The organism is Vibrio mediterranei (assembly GCF_900088415.1).
Lineage (GTDB): Bacteria > Pseudomonadota > Gammaproteobacteria > Enterobacterales > Vibrionaceae > Vibrio > Vibrio mediterranei.
In genome coordinates this window covers 594,547-612,318 of sequence record NZ_FLLQ01000001.1, presented here as the reverse complement: position 1 = coordinate 612,318, position 17,772 = coordinate 594,547, and the positions used below count along the sequence as shown (strand labels likewise).

Sequence of the window (17,772 nt, the reverse complement as noted above, 5' to 3'; positions counted from 1 at the left end):
GTTAGGATAAGTTAATCTTGAAATACTTCTTCTAACATCACGCCTGTAGCGCCACTTGGAGCACTAACGTCTAAATATCCAGATAGTGTAGGGGCGATGTCATAAGGTGTGACAGGGCGCGTAACCGTTTGGGGCTTGAGGTTGTGACCAGCAAAGATGACGGGAACGTGCGTATCGTAGCGCCATGGTGAACCATGCGTTGATGCAATAGTGAGTCCATCCATATCATTAATATAGGTACGAGGACCAAATACCATATAGACGTCGCCGGAGCGAAGAGGGTGATAGTTGTTGCGAATCAGCTCATTAACTCGTGAATCTGGGACTCGATTGCTTGCGATATCCTCACTCGTTACTGCAGTAGCCACCCCTTTTACTTTCATTACTTCTTCAGCAATAACTTTTTGCACATCGCTGAGTGATACATTTTTAGCAGCAATAAGTTCGTGATCGAGGTAAATATACGGCTGTGCGTAGAGCTTAATCACGTCTTTTTCCAGACCAAATTCGTTTTTAAGTCGTGTCATAAGAGCGTCAGTCAGCAACGCATCCTTATTGAAGTAAAATGGTTGTCTAAAACCAAGCGTATTGACAGTTGGAGATGCTTCAGGGACTCCGTGGTCCGCAGAGAGCACGATAAGGGTATTCTCTAGGCCAATCGAGTCGTCAACATATTTGAATAAATCACCGAGTGTTTTGTCCAATCGGATGAGGTTATCTTCGGTTTCTAAGCTCGATGCGCCATAAAGGTGAACGACGTAATCATTGGAAGAAAAGCTGATAGCCAGATAATCCGTTGCGTTTCCGCTTCCTAACTTTTCTTGTGCCAGCAGTGTCTTGGCAAAGTCAGCCGTGATTTCATCGCCAGCTGGACTTACTGTCAACATCGTCGAGTAGTACTTATAAGATGCAGGCCCGTAAGGGTGAGGGAAGGTACGTGCAAATCCGCCTAAATCCACTTTATGCTCTTTGTTGTTTTCTTGCAGAGAGTACTGATCTTTGGGTAGTGAAAGCTCCCATCGCTTTCCTGAGTATTTGGCAGGAATGGCTTTCTCATTCCATCGATCAACCCAAAATGGGTTGGTGTCGTAATAATAATCACTGGTGACAAACTGAGACTGTGCTTTTGAGAACCAAAAGGCTTTACCACCATGTCCAGCCAGGGAAATTGCACCTCTATCTTTCACTGAAACAGAGAAAACGCGTGATTGTCCATTATTGCTGATAACGAGCTCGTCACTAAATGTGGTCGAAAGAATAGGTTCAGGTGAACGACCATCGCCTGCCGCTGCTTTCTGTGTTGGGTCTATTTCAGTGGATTTATCAACACCTGCACCAGATGTTAACATTGAATAGTTGGGATCTTCGACGTTGTAGACAAGCCTATCTAATCCTCGGTCAAACCAAACGTTACCGACCATGCCATGTACGGCTGGTGGTGCACCGGTTGCTAGGGAAACATGGCCTACGATGGTTTCGGTATTAGCATGTTCATAATTGGCGTTTTTATAATAAACGCCTTGGTCCATAAGGTATTTAAAACCATTGTCTGAGAAATTGTGTTTGTAACGCTCAATCAGATCTGCACGTAACCCATCAACGGTTATCTGCAGCACGAGATTGGGTTTAGACTCTGTTGCTAGCGCCGCGCTAGCGTTGAAACACAAAGTCACCAAAAGTGATGCTGTCACTATTGGTTTTATGAGTTTATTCTTATGCATAGTCTGTCCTTGCCGTGACGATGAAAGCTTATTTGTCTTTCGCGAGTCTAAGGCCCATATCCGACATGATGATTGATTGACTCGCAAAGTCGCGTCGGAAGTTTTCAGATTCGTTCGCGTCGTAAGAGAAACTGCCACCTCTTACGGATTTATGTGAAAGCCCTGAGTCTGAATGTTTGGCGTTATTTGGGTTGTTAACAGGAGAAAAACGGTAGAAGCCGTCATCGAAAGCATCTTGAACAAACTCACCTACGTTTCCTGTCATATCATACAAACCTAGCTCATTAGGTTGTTTCATTCCAACTGGGTGAGCGCGATTATTGGCGTTTTCTGAGTACCAGGCGACGTCATCAATGTTGTTGGAACCGGCGTAGATATATCCTTTAGAGTGGATACCGCCTTTCGCTGCAAACTCCCACTCGGCTTCTGTCGGTAAACGATAGTTTTCGCCGGTCATTTCATTAAGTTTCTCAACGAAGTAGTTGGCTTGTTGCCAACTTAAATTGTTCACGGGTACATCAGGCGCTGCGAAGTAACTCATCGATGAACCCATAACGGACTCGAACAGCTCTTGGGTGACTTCAAATTTGGATAGGTAAAAACTATCGACTCGAACAGAGTGGGCTGGACGCTCTGACTTTGCTGCGGTGTCGGAGTCGGAGCCCATAGTAAACTCACCACCTTCAACGAGAACCATATCTTGGTTGATACTCATAGCGATAGGATGGTTGGACGTACTCGCGCAGCCAGAAAGTAGTATAGGTAGCGCAATGATGGCTAAAACAACAAGTAGTTTTGTTGTATTCCATGCCCTTTTTTCCTCTGAGTAATCAGTCATAGTTTGGCTCTGTAGTGTTAAGAAACATCTCCTCAATTTTAACGACTGCCCACTTTCTTTTTGGTTATAAGCACTATAACGCCCGCGTGTTTCGCCCTGATATAAAATGCGATGAGTCTCAACATAAAAGGTGCATGAGTTATGGTATTAAGTGTGAATTCAGCTCAGTCGATAGGCGATTCCCGAAAGACAGAGTCCTCACAGTCAATCCACTTATCGCAAGGTCCCCAGTTCCAAGGGAAAGCTTCCAAAAGAATGCATGTGATGGCGAAGCCCATTGGCGCTGTGTGCAACATTGATTGCAATTATTGCTATTACCTAAGTAAACAAGACCTGTTGGAATACAAAAAAGGCTGTTCTCCAGAGATGGACGAAGCGCTTCTAGAGCAGTACATCAAAAACTACATTGAAGGGCAGAATACGCCGGAAATCATCTTCTCGTGGCAGGGTGGGGAGCCAACTATGCTTGGCCTCAGTTATTTCGAAAAAGTGGTTGAACTACAAAAGAAATATCAGCCTGTAGGTATTAAGATTTCAAATGACCTGCAAACGAACGGTACACTGCTTGATGATAAATGGTGTGAGTTTCTTGCTAAGAACCAATTCCTTGTTGGACTGAGTATTGATGGCCCACAGATGCTACACGATGCTTACCGAACCAACCGAGCAGGGCGTGGTACACATAAGCAAGTCATGAAGGCAGTTGAACTGCTGCACAAACACAAGGTGAGCTTTGCCACTTTGACCTGCGTTAATAACCTCACGAGCAAGAATCCTTTAGAAGTGTATCGTTTTTTGCGTGATGAAGTGCGTTCACCACAAATGCAGTTTATTCCAATTGTTGAGCAGAAGTCGTTCCGAACCACTGCACCGCAAACATGGAAATCAAATGAGCAGCTCAAGCAAGGAGACAAAAGACTAATTCCCGGTAACGCCAACTCGATTATGGAATCATGGTGCGTTTCTGATGAGGCTTGGGGTAATTTCCTTATTGCTATCTTCGATGAGTGGATTCAACGAGATATCGGCCGTGTGTTTGTTCAGTACTTTGAAGCGAGTGTGGAAACTTGGATGGGACGAAAAAATCCGTTATGTACGCTTGGTCAATTGTGTGGCAAAGGCTTAGCAATGGAGCCTAATGGCGATGTTTATAGTTGTGACCATTATGTATACCCCGAGTACAAAATTGGCAATATTAACGAAACTAAATTGGAAACAATGGCTTATAGCCAAGCACAACAAAATTTCGGATTCGCTAAATCTAAGACGCTAACGGCGCAGTGTCAGCAGTGTGACTATCAGTTTGCATGCTATGGCGAATGTCCCAAAAACCGATTTATTAAGACCCGTACAGGTGAGCCTGGGCTCAACTACCTTTGTGCAGGGTGGAAAAAGTTTTTCTCGCACGCAGATAAAGCGATTGCCTATATCTTACGTGCCACCGGCAATCCGGTAGCTCATGGAAAGTACAGCGACCAAGCGATTCGCAATGTTGGATTTGCAACCAAGTTCTAGGAGCCTACCAATGAAAAATAGACATCTGATCGCTTTAGGTGCGATGGCAACGATCTTTAGTCTTTCGGCAGTCAGTGCCGAACCACAGAAAGATCAAGTTACCAAAACCAAACCACAAAGCGTCGCTGCTTCAGCTCAAGAAAGTACGGCGCAACAAATTCAGCGCCTGTCTTATACGGCGCAGAATCAGTCAGAGAACGTACAACGTCGCGTTGATGCTTTGCATCAGCTTAGTCAGTTTCCAAACCAGAATGCACTGGTTGCAGTTTCAAGAGCTCTTAAAGACTCAAACTCTGATATTCGACAAGCAGCCATCGTAGGTGCCAAACCTTATCAGTTTGAATATCGATGGAAGTTGGTTGCTCCATTATTAAACGATGAAAGCAGTGACGTGCAGTTGGCAGCTTTGGTAAATTTGATCCCTGATTACACCAATATGCATGAGCAGCAGCAACAAGAGCTTGATAAGATTTATCCAAGCGCTATTAAGCAGTTGAAGCAGCATTCTGGCAGTGAAAAGCAGTTACTTCTAGCGGATGTTTACCGTTGGCATCAAGACTTCAGCAGCGCTGAATTAATCTACCAACAGTTGATAACGAACCCTGCAATGGCGACGCAGGTCTCTCTGAGTCTATCGGATAATTATCGAGCGCAACAACAAGATGAGAATGCGCTAGAAGTGTTAAATCGTGCCATAGAAAACGACAGCACTTCAGCTCAATTATACTATTCAAAAGCGTTAACGTTAGTCAGGATAGGCAACAAGAACGAAGCGGCTAATGCTATCGAACAGGCGACGAAGTACTCGCCTGACAACAGTTATTATTGGTACTTGAACGGTGTACTTCAAGAACCGATTGATGTAGCGAAAGCGACGGATTCGTTTGAAAAAGCGTACTTGATTTCTGGTGCGCCAGAACAACTCTACGCAGTTTGCGACATTTATGTGCGAACTGGGCACGAGAAAGCTGACGCCTGTCTGACGGAGCTAGAAAAAGTCGCACCGCCTTACGTCATTGAAGAACTGAAGAATAAAGGTAAGTAAGGGTACGGAAAGAACAAGTAAGTATTGGTTATCAAGGTTAAAATCTTTTTAAAAAGAGTTGGATAGCGCGCAAAATAAAGGCATTCTATTCTGTATCGTTTTCTAACAGGATGTGGAATACATGATTATTGAAGATGGCGCTGTCCATATTGATTCTTTTTTTGCGGTTACTCTGGGTATTATTGTTCTCTTTGTTGGTCGTAGACTGAATCAGGTTGTTGGGTTCCTAAAAGAATTCAGCATTCCTGAACCGGTCTCTGGAGGAATCGTCTTCTCGGTTCTTTTTGCTCTGTTCTATATGGCGACATCAATTGAGGTCAGTTTCGATCTGATGGCGCGCGATGTATTGCTTGTTTACTTCTTCACTACCATTGGCATTAACGCTAGCTTGAGTGACCTCAAAAAAGGTGGAAAACCACTCGTCATATTGTTGGCAGTGACAATAGCCTACATGATAGTCCAGAATTTAACTGGTATTACCGTTGCTACGGCCTTTGGTTTGGAACCAGTAGCAGGGCTACTTAGTGGCACTGTTTCTCTTATTGGTGGACATGGCACTGCCATCGCTTGGGCTCCAAAAATCCAGGAGCAGTTTGGGTTAAATTCAGCAATGGAACTGGGAATTGCAAGTGCAACCTTTGGTCTTATTCTTGCGAGTATCATGGGGGGACCAATTGCTAAGTTCCTTATCAAGCGATACGACCTTAAACCACAAGAGCAACAGTCGTTAGATGTAGGTGTCTCCGAAAATCAGCCGGAGCCTAAAATTACCTCCTATGATTTTCTTGATGCCATGTTGGCCATTCATACTTGTATCATTGTTGGTGTTTTCTTAAATGAAGGTATTGAGCATTTAGGGTTACAGCTTCCTCTTTTTGTTACCTGCTTATTTGCTGGCATCATTCTTTCTAATCTCGTACCGCATAATTATCCGCGAATTACCGGAACCTCATGGCCTGCGAACAAACCTGCTGTTGCTCTGATTGCGGATATGTCTTTAGGAGCTTTCCTTGCGATGTCACTAATGAGTATGCAGCTATGGACATTAGTGGATCTAGCCGGACCAATTTTCGCGATTTTAGCAGCGCAATTTATTGTGGCGATATTAGTTAATCTTTTCGTTATTTTTCCAGCAATGGGTAAAAACTATGATGCAGCGGTTATTTGTTCAGGCTTTGGTGGGATTTCGTTAGGCTCTACGCCAACGGCAATGGCAAACATGTCCGCGGTTGCGCAAAAGTATGGCAATTCTCATCAAGCATTTATCGTTGTGCCGTTGGTCTGCGCATTTTTCATTGACCTTGCCAACGCATTTATCATCCCGTATTTCATGGGTGTTCTTATGTAAGTTTTATTGAACGTTATCTGATTAGAACTTAAATCTTACACTGTATACCCTAGGTGCTATGACCTAGGGGAACAGCCATGATGAACAGACAACTAAACACTCACCATCATCCACTCGACAGTACTTTAGCACAGCAGCTTGCAGACAAACTCTATCAAGGTTCGAACAAGCATCAGCTTTGTAAAGAGCACGACATTTCACTGCAACAACTCAAGTCAGCGGTAAACCAAATACGCTTAAATGAATATCAAGAAATGCCTTGTAGAGATACTCACTATCTTGAAGCCCTTTATAAAAGCTCACTTAGGACACAATGACATTCAGCTAATCAAGGTTAGACGTTATTTGATTGCACCAATTAACATTTTGGTTGCGATATCAATGTTGTTGTAACGTTTTGCTTTTCCTAATACTCGGATACCTTGCATATGGCAGATAATGAACTGCGTAAGCGTACTTACATCGGTGTCCGATTCCAGTTCCTGGCGCTGTTTAGCGTTATTGAGTACATCTGCGATTGCCTTTTCTAATGTGTCAAATAAGGAATCACTGCGTTTGAGTACCATGGAGTTTGTAGCGGCATGTTCAACAACAGCATTTTGTATAAAGCAGCCACAGGTGTTTTCTTTTTGTTTATCGGCAAAAAGGATTAAGAAGTCACGGAGCGCCTCCAACCCGGAATCGGGTTCTCGAAGTGTAGCAAGCTTGGGAAACGAAATTTGTTCTAGGTAATTGTCGAGCGCGAGATAATAAAGCGATTCTTTGTCACCAAACGTGTTGTACAGGCTAAACCGATTGATTCCGAGAGTCTCGATAAGATCATTGATAGAGGTATTCGCATACCCTTTGCTCCAGAACAACGTCATTGCCTGCTGCAGTTTCTCTTGTTTACAGAAGTTTGCCTTTCTCGCCATTTCAATACTCTTAAACACGGTTCTAATCGTTCAATATTACAGAAAATTATTCTTGACCGATCGTTTAGTTATTTCGTAGATTATATCTGAACGATCGGTTAGATAAAAGGGATAGTAATGAAACTGTACGAACAAGCGGCAACAGTAAGCTGTAAGCGACTCAATTTATTTTTACGTGAAATTGATGCAACAGGGTTTGAGCGAGTTGAAATCAACGTTCGAGAAGGGGACAACTTAAGCGACGCCTATAAGGCAAAAAGTGCCAATGGTAAGGTGCCATTGCTAGAGCTTGATGATGGTAGTTTCTTAAGTGAAACCGTTGCTATTAGTCGGTATTTTGATGAATTGCAACCGAACGACTTGGATTTGTTTGGAGATAGCGTAGCGGCTCGTGCCAAGGTTGAAATGTGGAATCGCATCGTTGAAATCGATGGAATTCAAAATGCATTTCAAGCGTTTCGAAATACGACTGGGCTGTACAAAGACCGAGAGAATTGTATAGAGGCTTGGGGTGTAGAAGCGAAGCATCGGGTGGAGATTTTTTTACCGAAACTTGATAAGCAGCTCTCTCAATCCGATTATGTAGCGACAGAGCTCTATACTATCGCTGATATTAGTGCATATATATTTGTTGTTGTGGCTATCAATGCACTGAAAATTGAAGTGTTAGAGCCTTACCCAAATATCAAGCGTTGGTTTGAGGTTGTGTCATCTCGTCCTGCCGTGCAAGGCTAACGTAAGTGCGAGGTTAAGGTTGTTTAGGTTGGTTTCCATCACTCTAGGCTGGATGCCAACCTTTAGTCATCTCGTGTTTGGATTTGAAAATTCTCATAAACTCACTAGGTTTAAAAGAAAGCTCTAGTAGGAGAACTCTTAGTGAGTCAAAAGAAAATACTAATGGTCATCACATCCCATGACCGTCTTGGCGATGTAAATGAGAAGACGGGCTTTTGGCTTGAAGAATTCGCATCTCCTTACTATGTCTTTAAGGCCGCTGGCTTACATATTACTCTTTGTTCTCCTAAGGGGGGACAGCCTCCAATTGACCCCAAGAGCACACTTCCAGAGTTTCAAACTGAGTCCACCACCAAATTCGAGCAAGATCCAGTCGCGCAAACCCACCTAGCTCAAACTCTAAGACTAGTAGAAGTTCAAGCCTCAGATTATGATGCTGTTTTTTATCCTGGTGGGCATGGTCCCCTCTGGGATCTAACCTGTGACCCAGATTCTGTTTCTCTTATCGATGATTTTTTCAGTCAAGGCAAGCCCGTAGCGACTGTCTGTCATGCCTCCGGCGTCCTTATCAATGTTGTTGGAGATGACGAAGAGCCGATAGTAAAGGGCAAAAGAGTGACTGGTTTTAGTAATAGTGAAGAACAAGCCGTTGGTTTGAGTGAAGTTGTGCCATACCTTGTGGAAGAAGAACTCACCAATTGCGGAGGGCTCTATTTTAAGGGTGATGACTGGAGTTGTTACGTTGAAATAGACGGGCAATTAATCACGGGTCAAAACCCCGCAAGCTCTGCAGCTACCGCAGAAGCTGTCGTGGATCATCTTAATTCAGGACGTTAGATATGAAACACAATTTAGTTACTTTTACTGTTGAAAGGCTCACTACAAAGTGTGATGACAGCGAAATTGTTTGCTTTCGTTGATCTATATCTGACGTTTTGTTGACATAGTAAATAGTGTATTAGATTCAATTAGAGCAATATATTTTAGTTAATTACTCTACTGGTTCTAGCAATGACTATAAAAACTGAACGTGAAAAGATGTTAGCGGGTGAAGCTTATCAAGCTTGGGATGAAGAGCTGCTTCAAGCGCGTGTAAACTGCCGAAAAATTCTAAAAAAACTCAATGATAGTATCCCTAACACAGAGGAATGGAAACAAGCTCAAGAGGCGTTAATTCCTAATCGCTCTGGTAATCTATATCTGGAGCCACCATTTCGATGTGATTATGGTGAAAATATTCATGTTGGAAAAAACTTTTACGCTAACTTCAATTGCGTCATCTTAGACGTCAATGTGGTTGAGATAGGTGACAATGTTCTTTTTGCACCTAATGTGCAAATATATACCGCAGGCCATCCATTGGATGTTAAAGGTCGAGTTGAGGATGAAGTGGAGTTTGGTCTACCTATTAAAATTGGGCACAATGTTTGGTTAGGTGGCGGCGTTATTGTTTGTCCAGGCGTTACTATTGGTGACAATGCTGTTATTGGTGCAGGAAGCGTGGTAACAAAGGACATTCCGGCTAATAGTTTGGCGGTAGGCAATCCTTGTAAGGTTATTAAGGAAATCGATAATGGCCAACGGTCCAGTCAATAAATGCCTATTTTGCGTCTTAACGCAAGAATAAAATAAAGCAAAAACAGTAATTTAACTTTGCGTCAAAAAATTGTTGATTGGATAACGATTTTTTGACGTTTTGTTTGATGTCCATTCCATAAAAATTTATCATAACGACGTTAGTTCTATAAGTTTCTATTTGTAGTGGATTTGGCGTTGCAGTATTCGGATTTTGAATTGTCATTAGGTTTGATGGAAAAAGCGTTGGAAAGTGCTTCTGCTGCTGTCCTAATTACTGACGTCAACGCACATATCAAATACGCTAATAAACAATTCTATAATCTTACTGGATACTGTGAGCAAGAAGTGATCGGGAAAAATCCTAATTTTCTTCGCTCTGGAAAAACAACCGAAAAAACCTACCGTGATATGTGGTCGAAACTTCTTTCCGGCAAGGATTGGTACGGTGAGCTGATAAATAGAAAGAAGAATGGTACGTTGTTTGTTGAAAAAGCGCACATTAGCCCATTCGAGTATCAAGGCCAAAAATTCTATATTGCGGTCAAACGAGATGTAACCTCCGAAAAAAACTTAACTGAAAAACTAAGTGACTTAGCGTATTTTGACGCACTCACTCGTTTGCCTAATAGAACATCTTTTTTCGATCATCTTCAGAATTTCTTAGTAGAGCACCAAGACTCAACTGAACCATATTCGTTGCTGTTAATTGATTTAAATGAATTTAAATCAATTAACGACAGTAAAGGACATGATTATGGTGATCTCTTTCTACAAAATGTCGCCAGACGTTTTAAGAATGTGGTGGGGGAAGGTGGAGTTGTTGCCCGTCTAGGGGGCGATGAGTTCGTCGTGTTATTGCCCAAGTCTGGTGTAGACGTTGCAGAGCGCGTCGCCCAAAATCTACTAGATGCCATAGCTTACATCGAAATCGGTAATAAATCCGAGCGCGGCTCGGCTGCGGTTGGTATTACAACGAACGAAAGTAAACGCATTCCAACAAGTTTGCTTCTTAAGCAGGCTGACCTTGCCATGTATCGTGCCAAACAGTGCCAAACGATGTGGGTAAGTTATAACGAAGAGATGGGAACCCAGTGGGGACGTAAAAAAGCCCTAGCTCAGAGGCTTGCTGAAGCGATAGAACTTCATAAGCTAGAAGTAAGCTTTATGCCAGTCATCGATCTTCATAAGAATGAGGTGGTTGCTTATAAGAGCCGCTTAGAGTGGGTGGATAAAGTTCTTGGTAACGTCGATCGCTTTGAGTTTATTCCTATTGCGGAAGAATCGCAGTTGGTTCGCAAACTTAATCTATTTACTATCGAGCAGGCTTGTAAATACGCAACCGTAGGTGAGCTAAAAACGGTTGCCGTTAAAGTGTCTTCGAAGAACTTTGGTCACGGTTTGTTTGTTCAAGAAGTTATTGAAATTCTTGAGCGCTTTAAATTACCTCCTCAGTGTCTAGTATTAGAAGTGTTTGAAGATATGCTTTCTAAAAAGCGCTGCGTTGATGAGCTATACCAATTAGTTGATTTCGGCTGTCAAATTACCGTCGCAGATTTTGGTATGGGTCATATCTCCATCTCCGAATTGCGTGCTTTGCCTATCCAAAAACTAAAAGTAGGTGCTCAACTGACAGAAGAAATTGCGCAAGATACGTCAGTAGAGCAGGTGGCTAAGGCGATTGTTGGGTTGGCTAACGTGCTTAATATCGAAACTATTGCGGAAGGGGTTACGACTGAACAGCAACTGCAGTCGTTAAAAACGATTGGCTGCCATTTTGCCTCAGGTCCTTACATTTCATTTCGTATGCAACAAGGTAGCTAAGCTGCCTATTTCCTTCTTTTAATTCCAATTGTCACAATTTGAAACCATTCACGGAAAACTCATCGAAACGTTTCGATAGTCCGATCTGGCTCACACTTGCCCATTCCCTCTCTCGATCTTTTGATTAACTACGCTAGGATTATCATCGAAACGTTTCGATGACAGAATTATCAAAAAATATTTATCCAGAATACAGTCTCGATAAAGCCGCATGAAGCAGGTATAAGACATGAAAAAAAGTGCTCTAATTAACTCTGAACTTTCCTATTTAGTGTCCACATTAGGTCACACAGATGAAGTGACTATTTGTGATGCAGGGTTACCTATAGCAGACCACGTGCAGCGCATCGATCTTGCGTTAACTCACGGAGTTCCCGCCTTCCTGGATACGGTTAAAGTTTATCTTGGAGAAGCGCAAATCGAAGGTGTGATAATTGCAGAGGAATTTAAACAAGTAAGCCCTGAACTCCATGACGCACTGATTACGACGATAGAAGAAGAGAAGCAAGCAACGGGTAAAGCGATTTCAGTTGCATATGTTTCACATGAAGAGTTCAAAGTAAGAACACACGATTCAAAAGCGGTAGTGAGAACAGGTGAATGTACACCTTATGCTAACGTGATTTTTCAAGCGGGCGTCGTCTTTTAGTCCGGCAAGCACAGACAGTACAGGACAACTAACATGCTGCAACCAATATTACAATTAAGCGATATTGAAAAAGCTTTCCCAGGGGTCAAAGCCTTGGATAAAGCCAGTTTGAATGTGTATCCGGGCAAAGTCATGGCTTTGCTAGGTGAAAATGGCGCTGGTAAATCGACGTTAATGAAAGTGTTGACAGGTATTTATTCTAAAGACTCTGGAGATCTGCGCTATCAAGGTACTGAAGCTGCATTCCAAGGTCCAAGAGACTCTCAGCAAGCTGGCATCAGTATTATCCACCAAGAGTTAAATCTAATTCCCGAGCTTACTATTGCGGAAAACATCTTTCTAGGTCGAGAAAAAACGAACGCGTTTGGTCGCATTCTGTGGACTGAGATGTATGCCGAAGCCGATCGTTTGTTGGCTCGTTTGAATGTAAAGCACAGCTCCAAAACACCATTGGGTGAGTTGAGTCTGGGTGAGCAACAGATGGTGGAAATTGCCAAGGCACTATCGTTCGAATCAAAAGTCATCATTATGGATGAACCAACCGACGCATTAACTGACACCGAGACTGAGTCGCTATTTAGCGTCATTAATGAGCTGCGCGATCAGGGTTGCGGCATAGTTTACATTTCACACCGTTTGAAAGAAATCTTTGAGATTTGTGACGACATCACGGTATTGCGTGATGGCAAGTTCATCGGTCAACGCACTGTAGCGGAAACCGATGAAGACCTACTTATTGAAATGATGGTTGGTCGTAAGTTAGACGAACAATATCCTCGCATTGATGCGGTTCACGGTAAAACAAGCTTAGAAGTGCAAAACCTGTCAGGTCCAGGCGTGAATGATGTCAGCTTCACCTTAGACCAAGGAGAAATTCTGGGAATCTCCGGGCTTATGGGGGCAGGGCGCACCGAGCTTATGAAGATTATTTATGGTGCTCGCAAGCGAGAGTCTGGCTCTGTGATACTCAACGGTAAAACCATTAACCCAAGCAGCCCTCAGGATGGCTTGGCAAATGGTATCGCTTATATCTCCGAAGACCGTAAGGGTGACGGTTTGGTACTCGGTTTATCCGTTAAAGAGAACATGTCGCTTTGTGCCCTCGAACAGTTGTCTAAAGGTGCCCAGATTCAACATGGTGAGGAAGTGATTGCAGTAGAGGACTTCATTAAGCTCTTTAACATCAAAACACCGTCTCGTGATCAGATCATCGGTAACTTATCGGGTGGTAACCAGCAAAAGGTAGCTATTGCCAAAGGGTTGATGACCAAACCAAAAGTTCTGATTCTGGACGAACCCACTCGTGGCGTTGATGTCGGTGCGAAAAAAGAAATCTATCAGCTTATCAACAAATTTAAAGCAGATGGTATGAGCATCATTCTCGTATCATCAGAAATGCCTGAAGTATTGGGTATGAGTGATCGCATTTTGGTTATGCATGAAGGGCATATAAGCGGAGAGTTTATGGCACACGAAGCAGACCAAGAAAAACTATTAGCATGCGCTGTCGGCAAAAATGTAAGTGAGGAAGCAGCATGAGCAACAAAACAATGAGCGTTGACACGGAAAAAAAGAAGCCTCTTTTTAACAAAGAGTGGTTAATTGAGCAGAAGTCGCTGATCGCTTTGATCTTCTTGATTGTCGTAGTGTCATTCCTTAACCCTAACTTTTTCACCGTAGACAATATTCTGAATATTCTACGCCAAACCTCTGTTAACGCTATTATCGCGGTGGGTATGACCTTGGTCATTTTGACGGCGGGTATCGACTTGAGTGTTGGCTCGGTATTAGCTCTTTGCGGTGCGTTTGCAGCAAGTTTGATTGCCATGGAAGTGCCAGTATTAATTGCCGTTCCTACTGCTTTACTTGCAGGTGCTGCATTGGGTGCGATCAGTGGCATCATTATCGCGAAAGGTAAGGTGCAAGCCTTTATAGCAACATTGGTAACGATGACCTTGTTACGCGGTGTCACTATGGTTTACACCGATGGTCGTCCGATTTCAACTGGCTTCACTGATACCGCTGATGCGTTCGCATGGTTTGGTACAGGCTACGCTATGGGCATTCCGGTACCAGTCTGGATTATGGTGATTGTTTTTGCTGCAGCATGGTACCTACTTAACCATACACGATTTGGTCGTTATGTTTACGCACTAGGCGGCAATGAATCAGCGACACGTTTGTCTGGTATTAACGTCGACAAAGTAAAAATCGGTGTGTACGCCATCTGTGGTTTGTTAGCAGCACTAGCAGGCATCATAGTCACTTCCCGTTTATCATCAGCACAACCTACGGCAGGTATGGGCTATGAGTTAGATGCTATCGCTGCCGTTGTTCTTGGTGGTACTAGCTTGATGGGCGGTAAAGGACGAATCATGGGAACCTTAATCGGTGCTCTTATTATTGGCTTCCTAAACAATGCTCTGAACCTATTAGATGTTTCCTCTTACTACCAAATGATTGCTAAAGCAGTGGTAATTCTGCTGGCAGTACTGGTAGACAACAAAAACAAGTAATAACTCGTAAACACAATTTAACAATAACTGGCTCGACATTAAGTTGAGCCGCCCCCTACACAAAGGACTAAAACGATGAAAAAACTAGCAACTCTTATCTCTGCTGCGGTACTTTCTGCTTCGATGTCTGCAACGGCATCGGCACAGGACACGATGGCAATTGTTGTATCTACTCTTAACAACCCATTCTTCGTAACCATGAAAGAAGGCGCAGAGGCAAAAGCAAAAGATTTGGGTTATAACCTGATCGTTTTGGACTCTCAGAATGACCCAAGCAAAGAGCTGTCAAACATTGAAGATTTAACCGTTCGTGGCGTCAAAGCGATTCTGATCAACCCAACAGATTCTGACGCAGTGTCTAACGCAATTCGTATGGCTAACCGTTCTAATATCCCAGTACTCACTCTTGACCGTGGTGCAAGCCGTGGCGACGTAGTTAGTCATATCGCGTCTGATAACGTAGTCGGTGGTGAAATGGCTGGTCACTACATTATGGAAAAAGTAGGTGAGAAAGCGAAAGTTATCCAACTTGAAGGTATTGCTGGCACGTCGGCAGCTCGCGAACGTGGTGAAGGCTTCATGAACGCAGTAAAAGGTTCTCAAATGGAGCTCCTTGCTAGCCAACCTGCAGACTTTGATCGTACTAAAGGTTTGAACGTAATGGAAAACCTTCTAGCAGCTAACCCTGATGTTCAAGCGGTATTCGCACAGAACGATGAAATGGCACTGGGCGCACTTCGTGCGGTTGAAGCAGCTGGTAAAGACGTGATGATTGTTGGCTTTGATGGCACTGAAGACGGTATGGCAGCGGTTAAACGTGGCAAACTTGCTGCAACTATCGCTCAGCAACCTGACATGATCGGTGCATTAGGTGTTGAAACAGCAGATAAAGTACTGAAAGGCGAAAAAGTCGAAGAGTACATTCCTGTACCACTTAAAGTAGTGACTGAATAATCACCAGACTCCCTCTCTTGAGGATAGTAAAGCTCTCCTTTAACAAAAGGAGAGCTTTGAATGAAGCAAGCCTGTCTCGTCCAAGTTAATTTCGGCCTGTCATATCAAGGCAACCCCAAGTTAATTTATTTGAGTAAAAAGGAACAATGTATGAATAAACTCATCGTATTGGGTAGTGTGAATGCAGATCATGTGCTGCAAGTTCCTTCTTTCCCTAGACCGGGTGAAACCTTGCACGGTACGAATTACCAAGTGATTCCAGGTGGTAAAGGTGCAAACCAAGCTGTAGCCGCGGCGCGCCTTGGTGGAGATACTGGTTTTATTGCCTGTGTAGGCGATGATGCGTTTGGCATTAACATTCGCGAAGCATTCAAAGCTGATGGTATCAATATCGCGGGTGTGCAATTGGAGCCAGGAACCCCAACAGGTATCGCGATGATACAAGTGGCAGAAAGCGGTGAGAATAGTATTTGTATTTCTGCAGAAGCGAACGCAAAGTTAACTACTGCTCGCGTTGAACCACATAGGGCGATGATTGAAAACGCAAAATATTTGCTGACACAGCTTGAGACTCCTATTGAAGGTATAGAGTATGCGGCAAAACTGGCAAAACAATCGAAAACTAACGTAGTCCTAAATCCCGCACCAGCGATGGCGTTACCAGACTCTCTGCTTGAGTGTGTTGATGTGATCACGCCAAACGAAACAGAAGCGGAAGTACTTACTGGTATTACAGTCACTGACGATGAGTCAGCACAAGAAGCAGCGAATGAACTTCACCGTAAAGGCATTGAAATTGTCATGATTACGCTAGGTTCAAAAGGTGTATGGTTAAGTCAAAATGGTCGTGGAGAACGTATCCCTGGCTTTAAAGTAGATGCTACGGACACCACGGCTGCGGGTGATACATTTAATGGCGCGTTGGTTACTGGTTTAATTGAAGGAAAATCGATTGAAGAGGCGATCGTTTTTGCTCATGCTGCTGCCGCTATTTCGGTGACTCGATTTGGTGCTCAGACTTCCATTCCTTCGCTAGATGAAGTAAAAGAGTTTTTAGAGCAAAAAGCTTAAAATAAGGCGCTGATATTAGGCGACTACAATGGATAAGCAGTAGCGGAGAGCATTGCCCAATGGCAACGATGAAGGACATAGCAAGACTGGCTGGCGTATCCACATCGACAGTGAGTCATGTCATCAATAAAACTCGGTTTGTGAGTGAAGAGATTTCGGAGCGTGTGAATAGCGCAGCGAAAGAGCTGAACTATGCCCCCTCAGCACTAGCTCGTAGCTTAAAAATGAACCGTACACGAACAATTGGAATGTTAGTGACAACCTCAACCAACCCGTTTTTTGGTGAGGTGGTAAAAGGGGTAGAACGTAGCTGTTATCATCAAAACTACAACCTTATTCTGTGCAATACAGAAGGGGATACTGAGCGCATGAGAGCATCTATCGATACGCTTCTGCAAAAGCGTGTTGATGGGCTGATTCTTATGTGTTCGACACTAGAAGGTGAGAAACTGGATATCTTCGACCAGTATCCAACGATACCGGTGGTAGTGATGGATTGGGGGCCTATCCATTTTGAAAGTGACAAAATTCAAGATAACTCTTATCTAGGAGGTTATCTAGCGACTAAGCACTTGATCGAATGTGGGCATAGGGAAATCGGTTGTATCACTGGACCATTGAATCGCCATCAGGCTTTGATGCGTTACGAGGGCTACAAAAAAGCCCTAAAAGAACATTTGCTGCTACTAAATCCCGACTGGATTATTGAGTCAGATTTTGAATGTGATGGTGGAGCTAAGTCTCTAGAGATATTAATGTCTCGTGGTGCATTACCGAGTTCGATATTTGTGTGCAATGACATGATGGCGATGGGCGCCATAAATATCGCTCATGACAAAGGCGTAAAGGTGCCCGAAGAGCTGTCTATAATCGGCTATGATGATATTCACATAGCAAAATACATGACGCCTGCTTTAACAACGATTCACCAGCCTAAATATCGGTTGGGTAAAGCTGCAGTTGAAACCTTGTTAGCCAAAATAGATAAAACGACAGAGGTTCCTGACGTAGTACAGTTAGAGCCAACCCTAGTGGTGAGAAACAGTGTAAAGTCAGTATTGTAGGCT

At 43.4% G+C, this 17,772-nt stretch carries 17 protein-coding genes; 14 read left to right on the top strand and 3 right to left on the bottom strand.

The features are described 5' to 3' along the window. Positions 1-11 precede the first annotated feature (11 nt). Together VME0621_RS02740 and VME0621_RS02735 are read right to left on the bottom strand one after the other, a co-directional pair. Positions 12-1,721, bottom strand: coding sequence for an alkaline phosphatase family protein (locus tag VME0621_RS02740; RefSeq protein WP_062455414.1), 1,710 nt, complete (start codon positions 1,719-1,721; stop codon positions 12-14). Positions 1,722-1,749: 28 nt separating this feature from the next. Further along, positions 1,750-2,436, bottom strand: coding sequence for a formylglycine-generating enzyme family protein (locus VME0621_RS02735; protein ID WP_370736757.1), 687 nt, complete (start codon positions 2,434-2,436; stop codon positions 1,750-1,752). 330 nt (positions 2,437-2,766) lie between these two features. On the opposite strand from VME0621_RS02735, the gene VME0621_RS02730 reads away from it, so the two are divergent. The 4 genes from VME0621_RS02730 (at position 2,767) to VME0621_RS02715 (ending at position 6,784) form a co-directional block, all read left to right on the top strand. After that, positions 2,767-4,074, top strand: coding sequence for an anaerobic sulfatase maturase (locus VME0621_RS02730; protein ID WP_062456511.1), 1,308 nt, complete (start codon positions 2,767-2,769; stop codon positions 4,072-4,074). A 10-nt stretch (positions 4,075-4,084) separates the two neighbouring features. Further along, a complete protein-coding gene (locus VME0621_RS02725; protein ID WP_062455409.1) occupies positions 4,085-5,119 on the top strand; it encodes a tetratricopeptide repeat protein in 1,035 nt (344 codons plus the stop codon). 121 nt (positions 5,120-5,240) lie between these two features. Next, positions 5,241-6,467 carry a sodium/glutamate symporter gene (gene gltS, locus VME0621_RS02720; RefSeq protein ID WP_006070520.1) on the top strand — a complete coding sequence of 409 codons (1,227 nt, stop codon included), beginning with the start codon at positions 5,241-5,243 and terminating at the stop codon, positions 6,465-6,467. Positions 6,468-6,544: 77 nt separating this feature from the next. Further along, the gene (locus VME0621_RS02715; RefSeq protein ID WP_062455406.1) at positions 6,545-6,784 is read left to right on the top strand and encodes a hypothetical protein; all 240 of its coding nucleotides are present in this window, start codon (positions 6,545-6,547) and stop codon (positions 6,782-6,784) included. Positions 6,785-6,808: 24 nt separating this feature from the next. Here VME0621_RS02715 and VME0621_RS02710 read toward each other — a convergent pair whose 3' ends face one another. Beyond that, positions 6,809-7,381: a TetR/AcrR family transcriptional regulator gene (locus VME0621_RS02710; protein WP_038226557.1), complete on the bottom strand. Its 573-nt coding sequence runs from the start codon at positions 7,379-7,381 to the stop codon at positions 6,809-6,811. A gap of 117 nt (positions 7,382-7,498) precedes the next feature. Here VME0621_RS02710 and VME0621_RS02705 point away from each other — a divergent pair, with 117 nt between their 5' ends. The 10 genes from VME0621_RS02705 (at position 7,499) to VME0621_RS02660 (ending at position 17,769) form a co-directional block, all read left to right on the top strand. Then, on the top strand, positions 7,499-8,116 hold the full coding sequence (locus VME0621_RS02705; protein WP_062455403.1) for a glutathione binding-like protein: 618 nt from the start codon (positions 7,499-7,501) through the stop codon (positions 8,114-8,116). 162 nt (positions 8,117-8,278) lie between these two features. Then, a complete protein-coding gene (locus tag VME0621_RS02700; protein WP_038226560.1) occupies positions 8,279-8,953 on the top strand; it encodes a type 1 glutamine amidotransferase domain-containing protein in 675 nt (224 codons plus the stop codon). Between the two features lie 180 nt (positions 8,954-9,133). Continuing rightward, a complete protein-coding gene (locus VME0621_RS02695) occupies positions 9,134-9,712 on the top strand; it encodes a sugar O-acetyltransferase (protein WP_038227712.1) in 579 nt (192 codons plus the stop codon). Between the two features lie 177 nt (positions 9,713-9,889). After that, positions 9,890-11,515 carry a sensor domain-containing protein gene (locus VME0621_RS02690; protein WP_124941918.1) on the top strand — a complete coding sequence of 542 codons (1,626 nt, stop codon included), beginning with the start codon at positions 9,890-9,892 and terminating at the stop codon, positions 11,513-11,515. A gap of 229 nt (positions 11,516-11,744) precedes the next feature. Next, positions 11,745-12,164 carry a D-ribose pyranase gene (gene rbsD / locus VME0621_RS02685; protein ID WP_062459320.1) on the top strand — a complete coding sequence of 140 codons (420 nt, stop codon included), beginning with the start codon at positions 11,745-11,747 and terminating at the stop codon, positions 12,162-12,164. 33 nt (positions 12,165-12,197) lie between these two features. Further along, positions 12,198-13,703, top strand: coding sequence for a ribose ABC transporter ATP-binding protein RbsA (gene rbsA, locus VME0621_RS02680; RefSeq protein ID WP_062459318.1), 1,506 nt, complete (start codon positions 12,198-12,200; stop codon positions 13,701-13,703). Further along, the gene (rbsC, locus tag VME0621_RS02675) at positions 13,700-14,680 is read left to right on the top strand and encodes a ribose ABC transporter permease (RefSeq protein ID WP_006070511.1); all 981 of its coding nucleotides are present in this window, start codon (positions 13,700-13,702) and stop codon (positions 14,678-14,680) included. Before rbsA ends, rbsC begins: the two co-directional genes overlap by 4 nt. A 75-nt stretch (positions 14,681-14,755) precedes the next feature. Continuing rightward, positions 14,756-15,634, top strand: coding sequence for a ribose ABC transporter substrate-binding protein RbsB (gene rbsB / locus VME0621_RS02670; protein ID WP_006070510.1), 879 nt, complete (start codon positions 14,756-14,758; stop codon positions 15,632-15,634). Between the two features lie 150 nt (positions 15,635-15,784). Further along, positions 15,785-16,705: a ribokinase gene (gene rbsK, locus VME0621_RS02665; protein WP_062459355.1), complete on the top strand. Its 921-nt coding sequence runs from the start codon at positions 15,785-15,787 to the stop codon at positions 16,703-16,705. Between the two features lie 59 nt (positions 16,706-16,764). Further along, positions 16,765-17,769: a substrate-binding domain-containing protein gene (locus VME0621_RS02660; protein ID WP_062459316.1), complete on the top strand. Its 1,005-nt coding sequence runs from the start codon at positions 16,765-16,767 to the stop codon at positions 17,767-17,769. Positions 17,770-17,772: the final 3 nt, after the last annotated feature.

Bases quoted from the DNA above. Each gene is read 5' to 3' on its own strand.
- rbsK (WP_062459355.1), top strand. From the start codon at position 15,785: ATGAATAAACTCATCGTATTGGGTAGTGTGAATGCAGATCATGTGCTG.
- VME0621_RS02725 (WP_062455409.1), top strand. From the start codon at position 4,085: ATGAAAAATAGACATCTGATCGCTTTAGGTGCGATGGCAACGATCTTT.
- gltS (WP_006070520.1), top strand. From the start codon at position 5,241: ATGATTATTGAAGATGGCGCTGTCCATATTGATTCTTTTTTTGCGGTT.
- rbsB (WP_006070510.1), top strand. From the start codon at position 14,756: ATGAAAAAACTAGCAACTCTTATCTCTGCTGCGGTACTTTCTGCTTCG.
- VME0621_RS02710 (WP_038226557.1), bottom strand. From the start codon at position 7,381: ATGGCGAGAAAGGCAAACTTCTGTAAACAAGAGAAACTGCAGCAGGCA.
- VME0621_RS02660 (WP_062459316.1), top strand. From the start codon at position 16,765: ATGGCAACGATGAAGGACATAGCAAGACTGGCTGGCGTATCCACATCG.
- VME0621_RS02735 (WP_370736757.1), bottom strand. From the start codon at position 2,436: ATGAGTATCAACCAAGATATGGTTCTCGTTGAAGGTGGTGAGTTTACT.
- VME0621_RS02740 (WP_062455414.1), bottom strand. From the start codon at position 1,721: ATGCATAAGAATAAACTCATAAAACCAATAGTGACAGCATCACTTTTG.
- rbsC (WP_006070511.1), top strand. From the start codon at position 13,700: ATGAGCAACAAAACAATGAGCGTTGACACGGAAAAAAAGAAGCCTCTT.
- VME0621_RS02700 (WP_038226560.1), top strand. From the start codon at position 8,279: ATGGTCATCACATCCCATGACCGTCTTGGCGATGTAAATGAGAAGACG.
- rbsA (WP_062459318.1), top strand. From the start codon at position 12,198: ATGCTGCAACCAATATTACAATTAAGCGATATTGAAAAAGCTTTCCCA.
- VME0621_RS02705 (WP_062455403.1), top strand. From the start codon at position 7,499: ATGAAACTGTACGAACAAGCGGCAACAGTAAGCTGTAAGCGACTCAAT.
- rbsD (WP_062459320.1), top strand. From the start codon at position 11,745: ATGAAAAAAAGTGCTCTAATTAACTCTGAACTTTCCTATTTAGTGTCC.
- VME0621_RS02715 (WP_062455406.1), top strand. From the start codon at position 6,545: ATGATGAACAGACAACTAAACACTCACCATCATCCACTCGACAGTACT.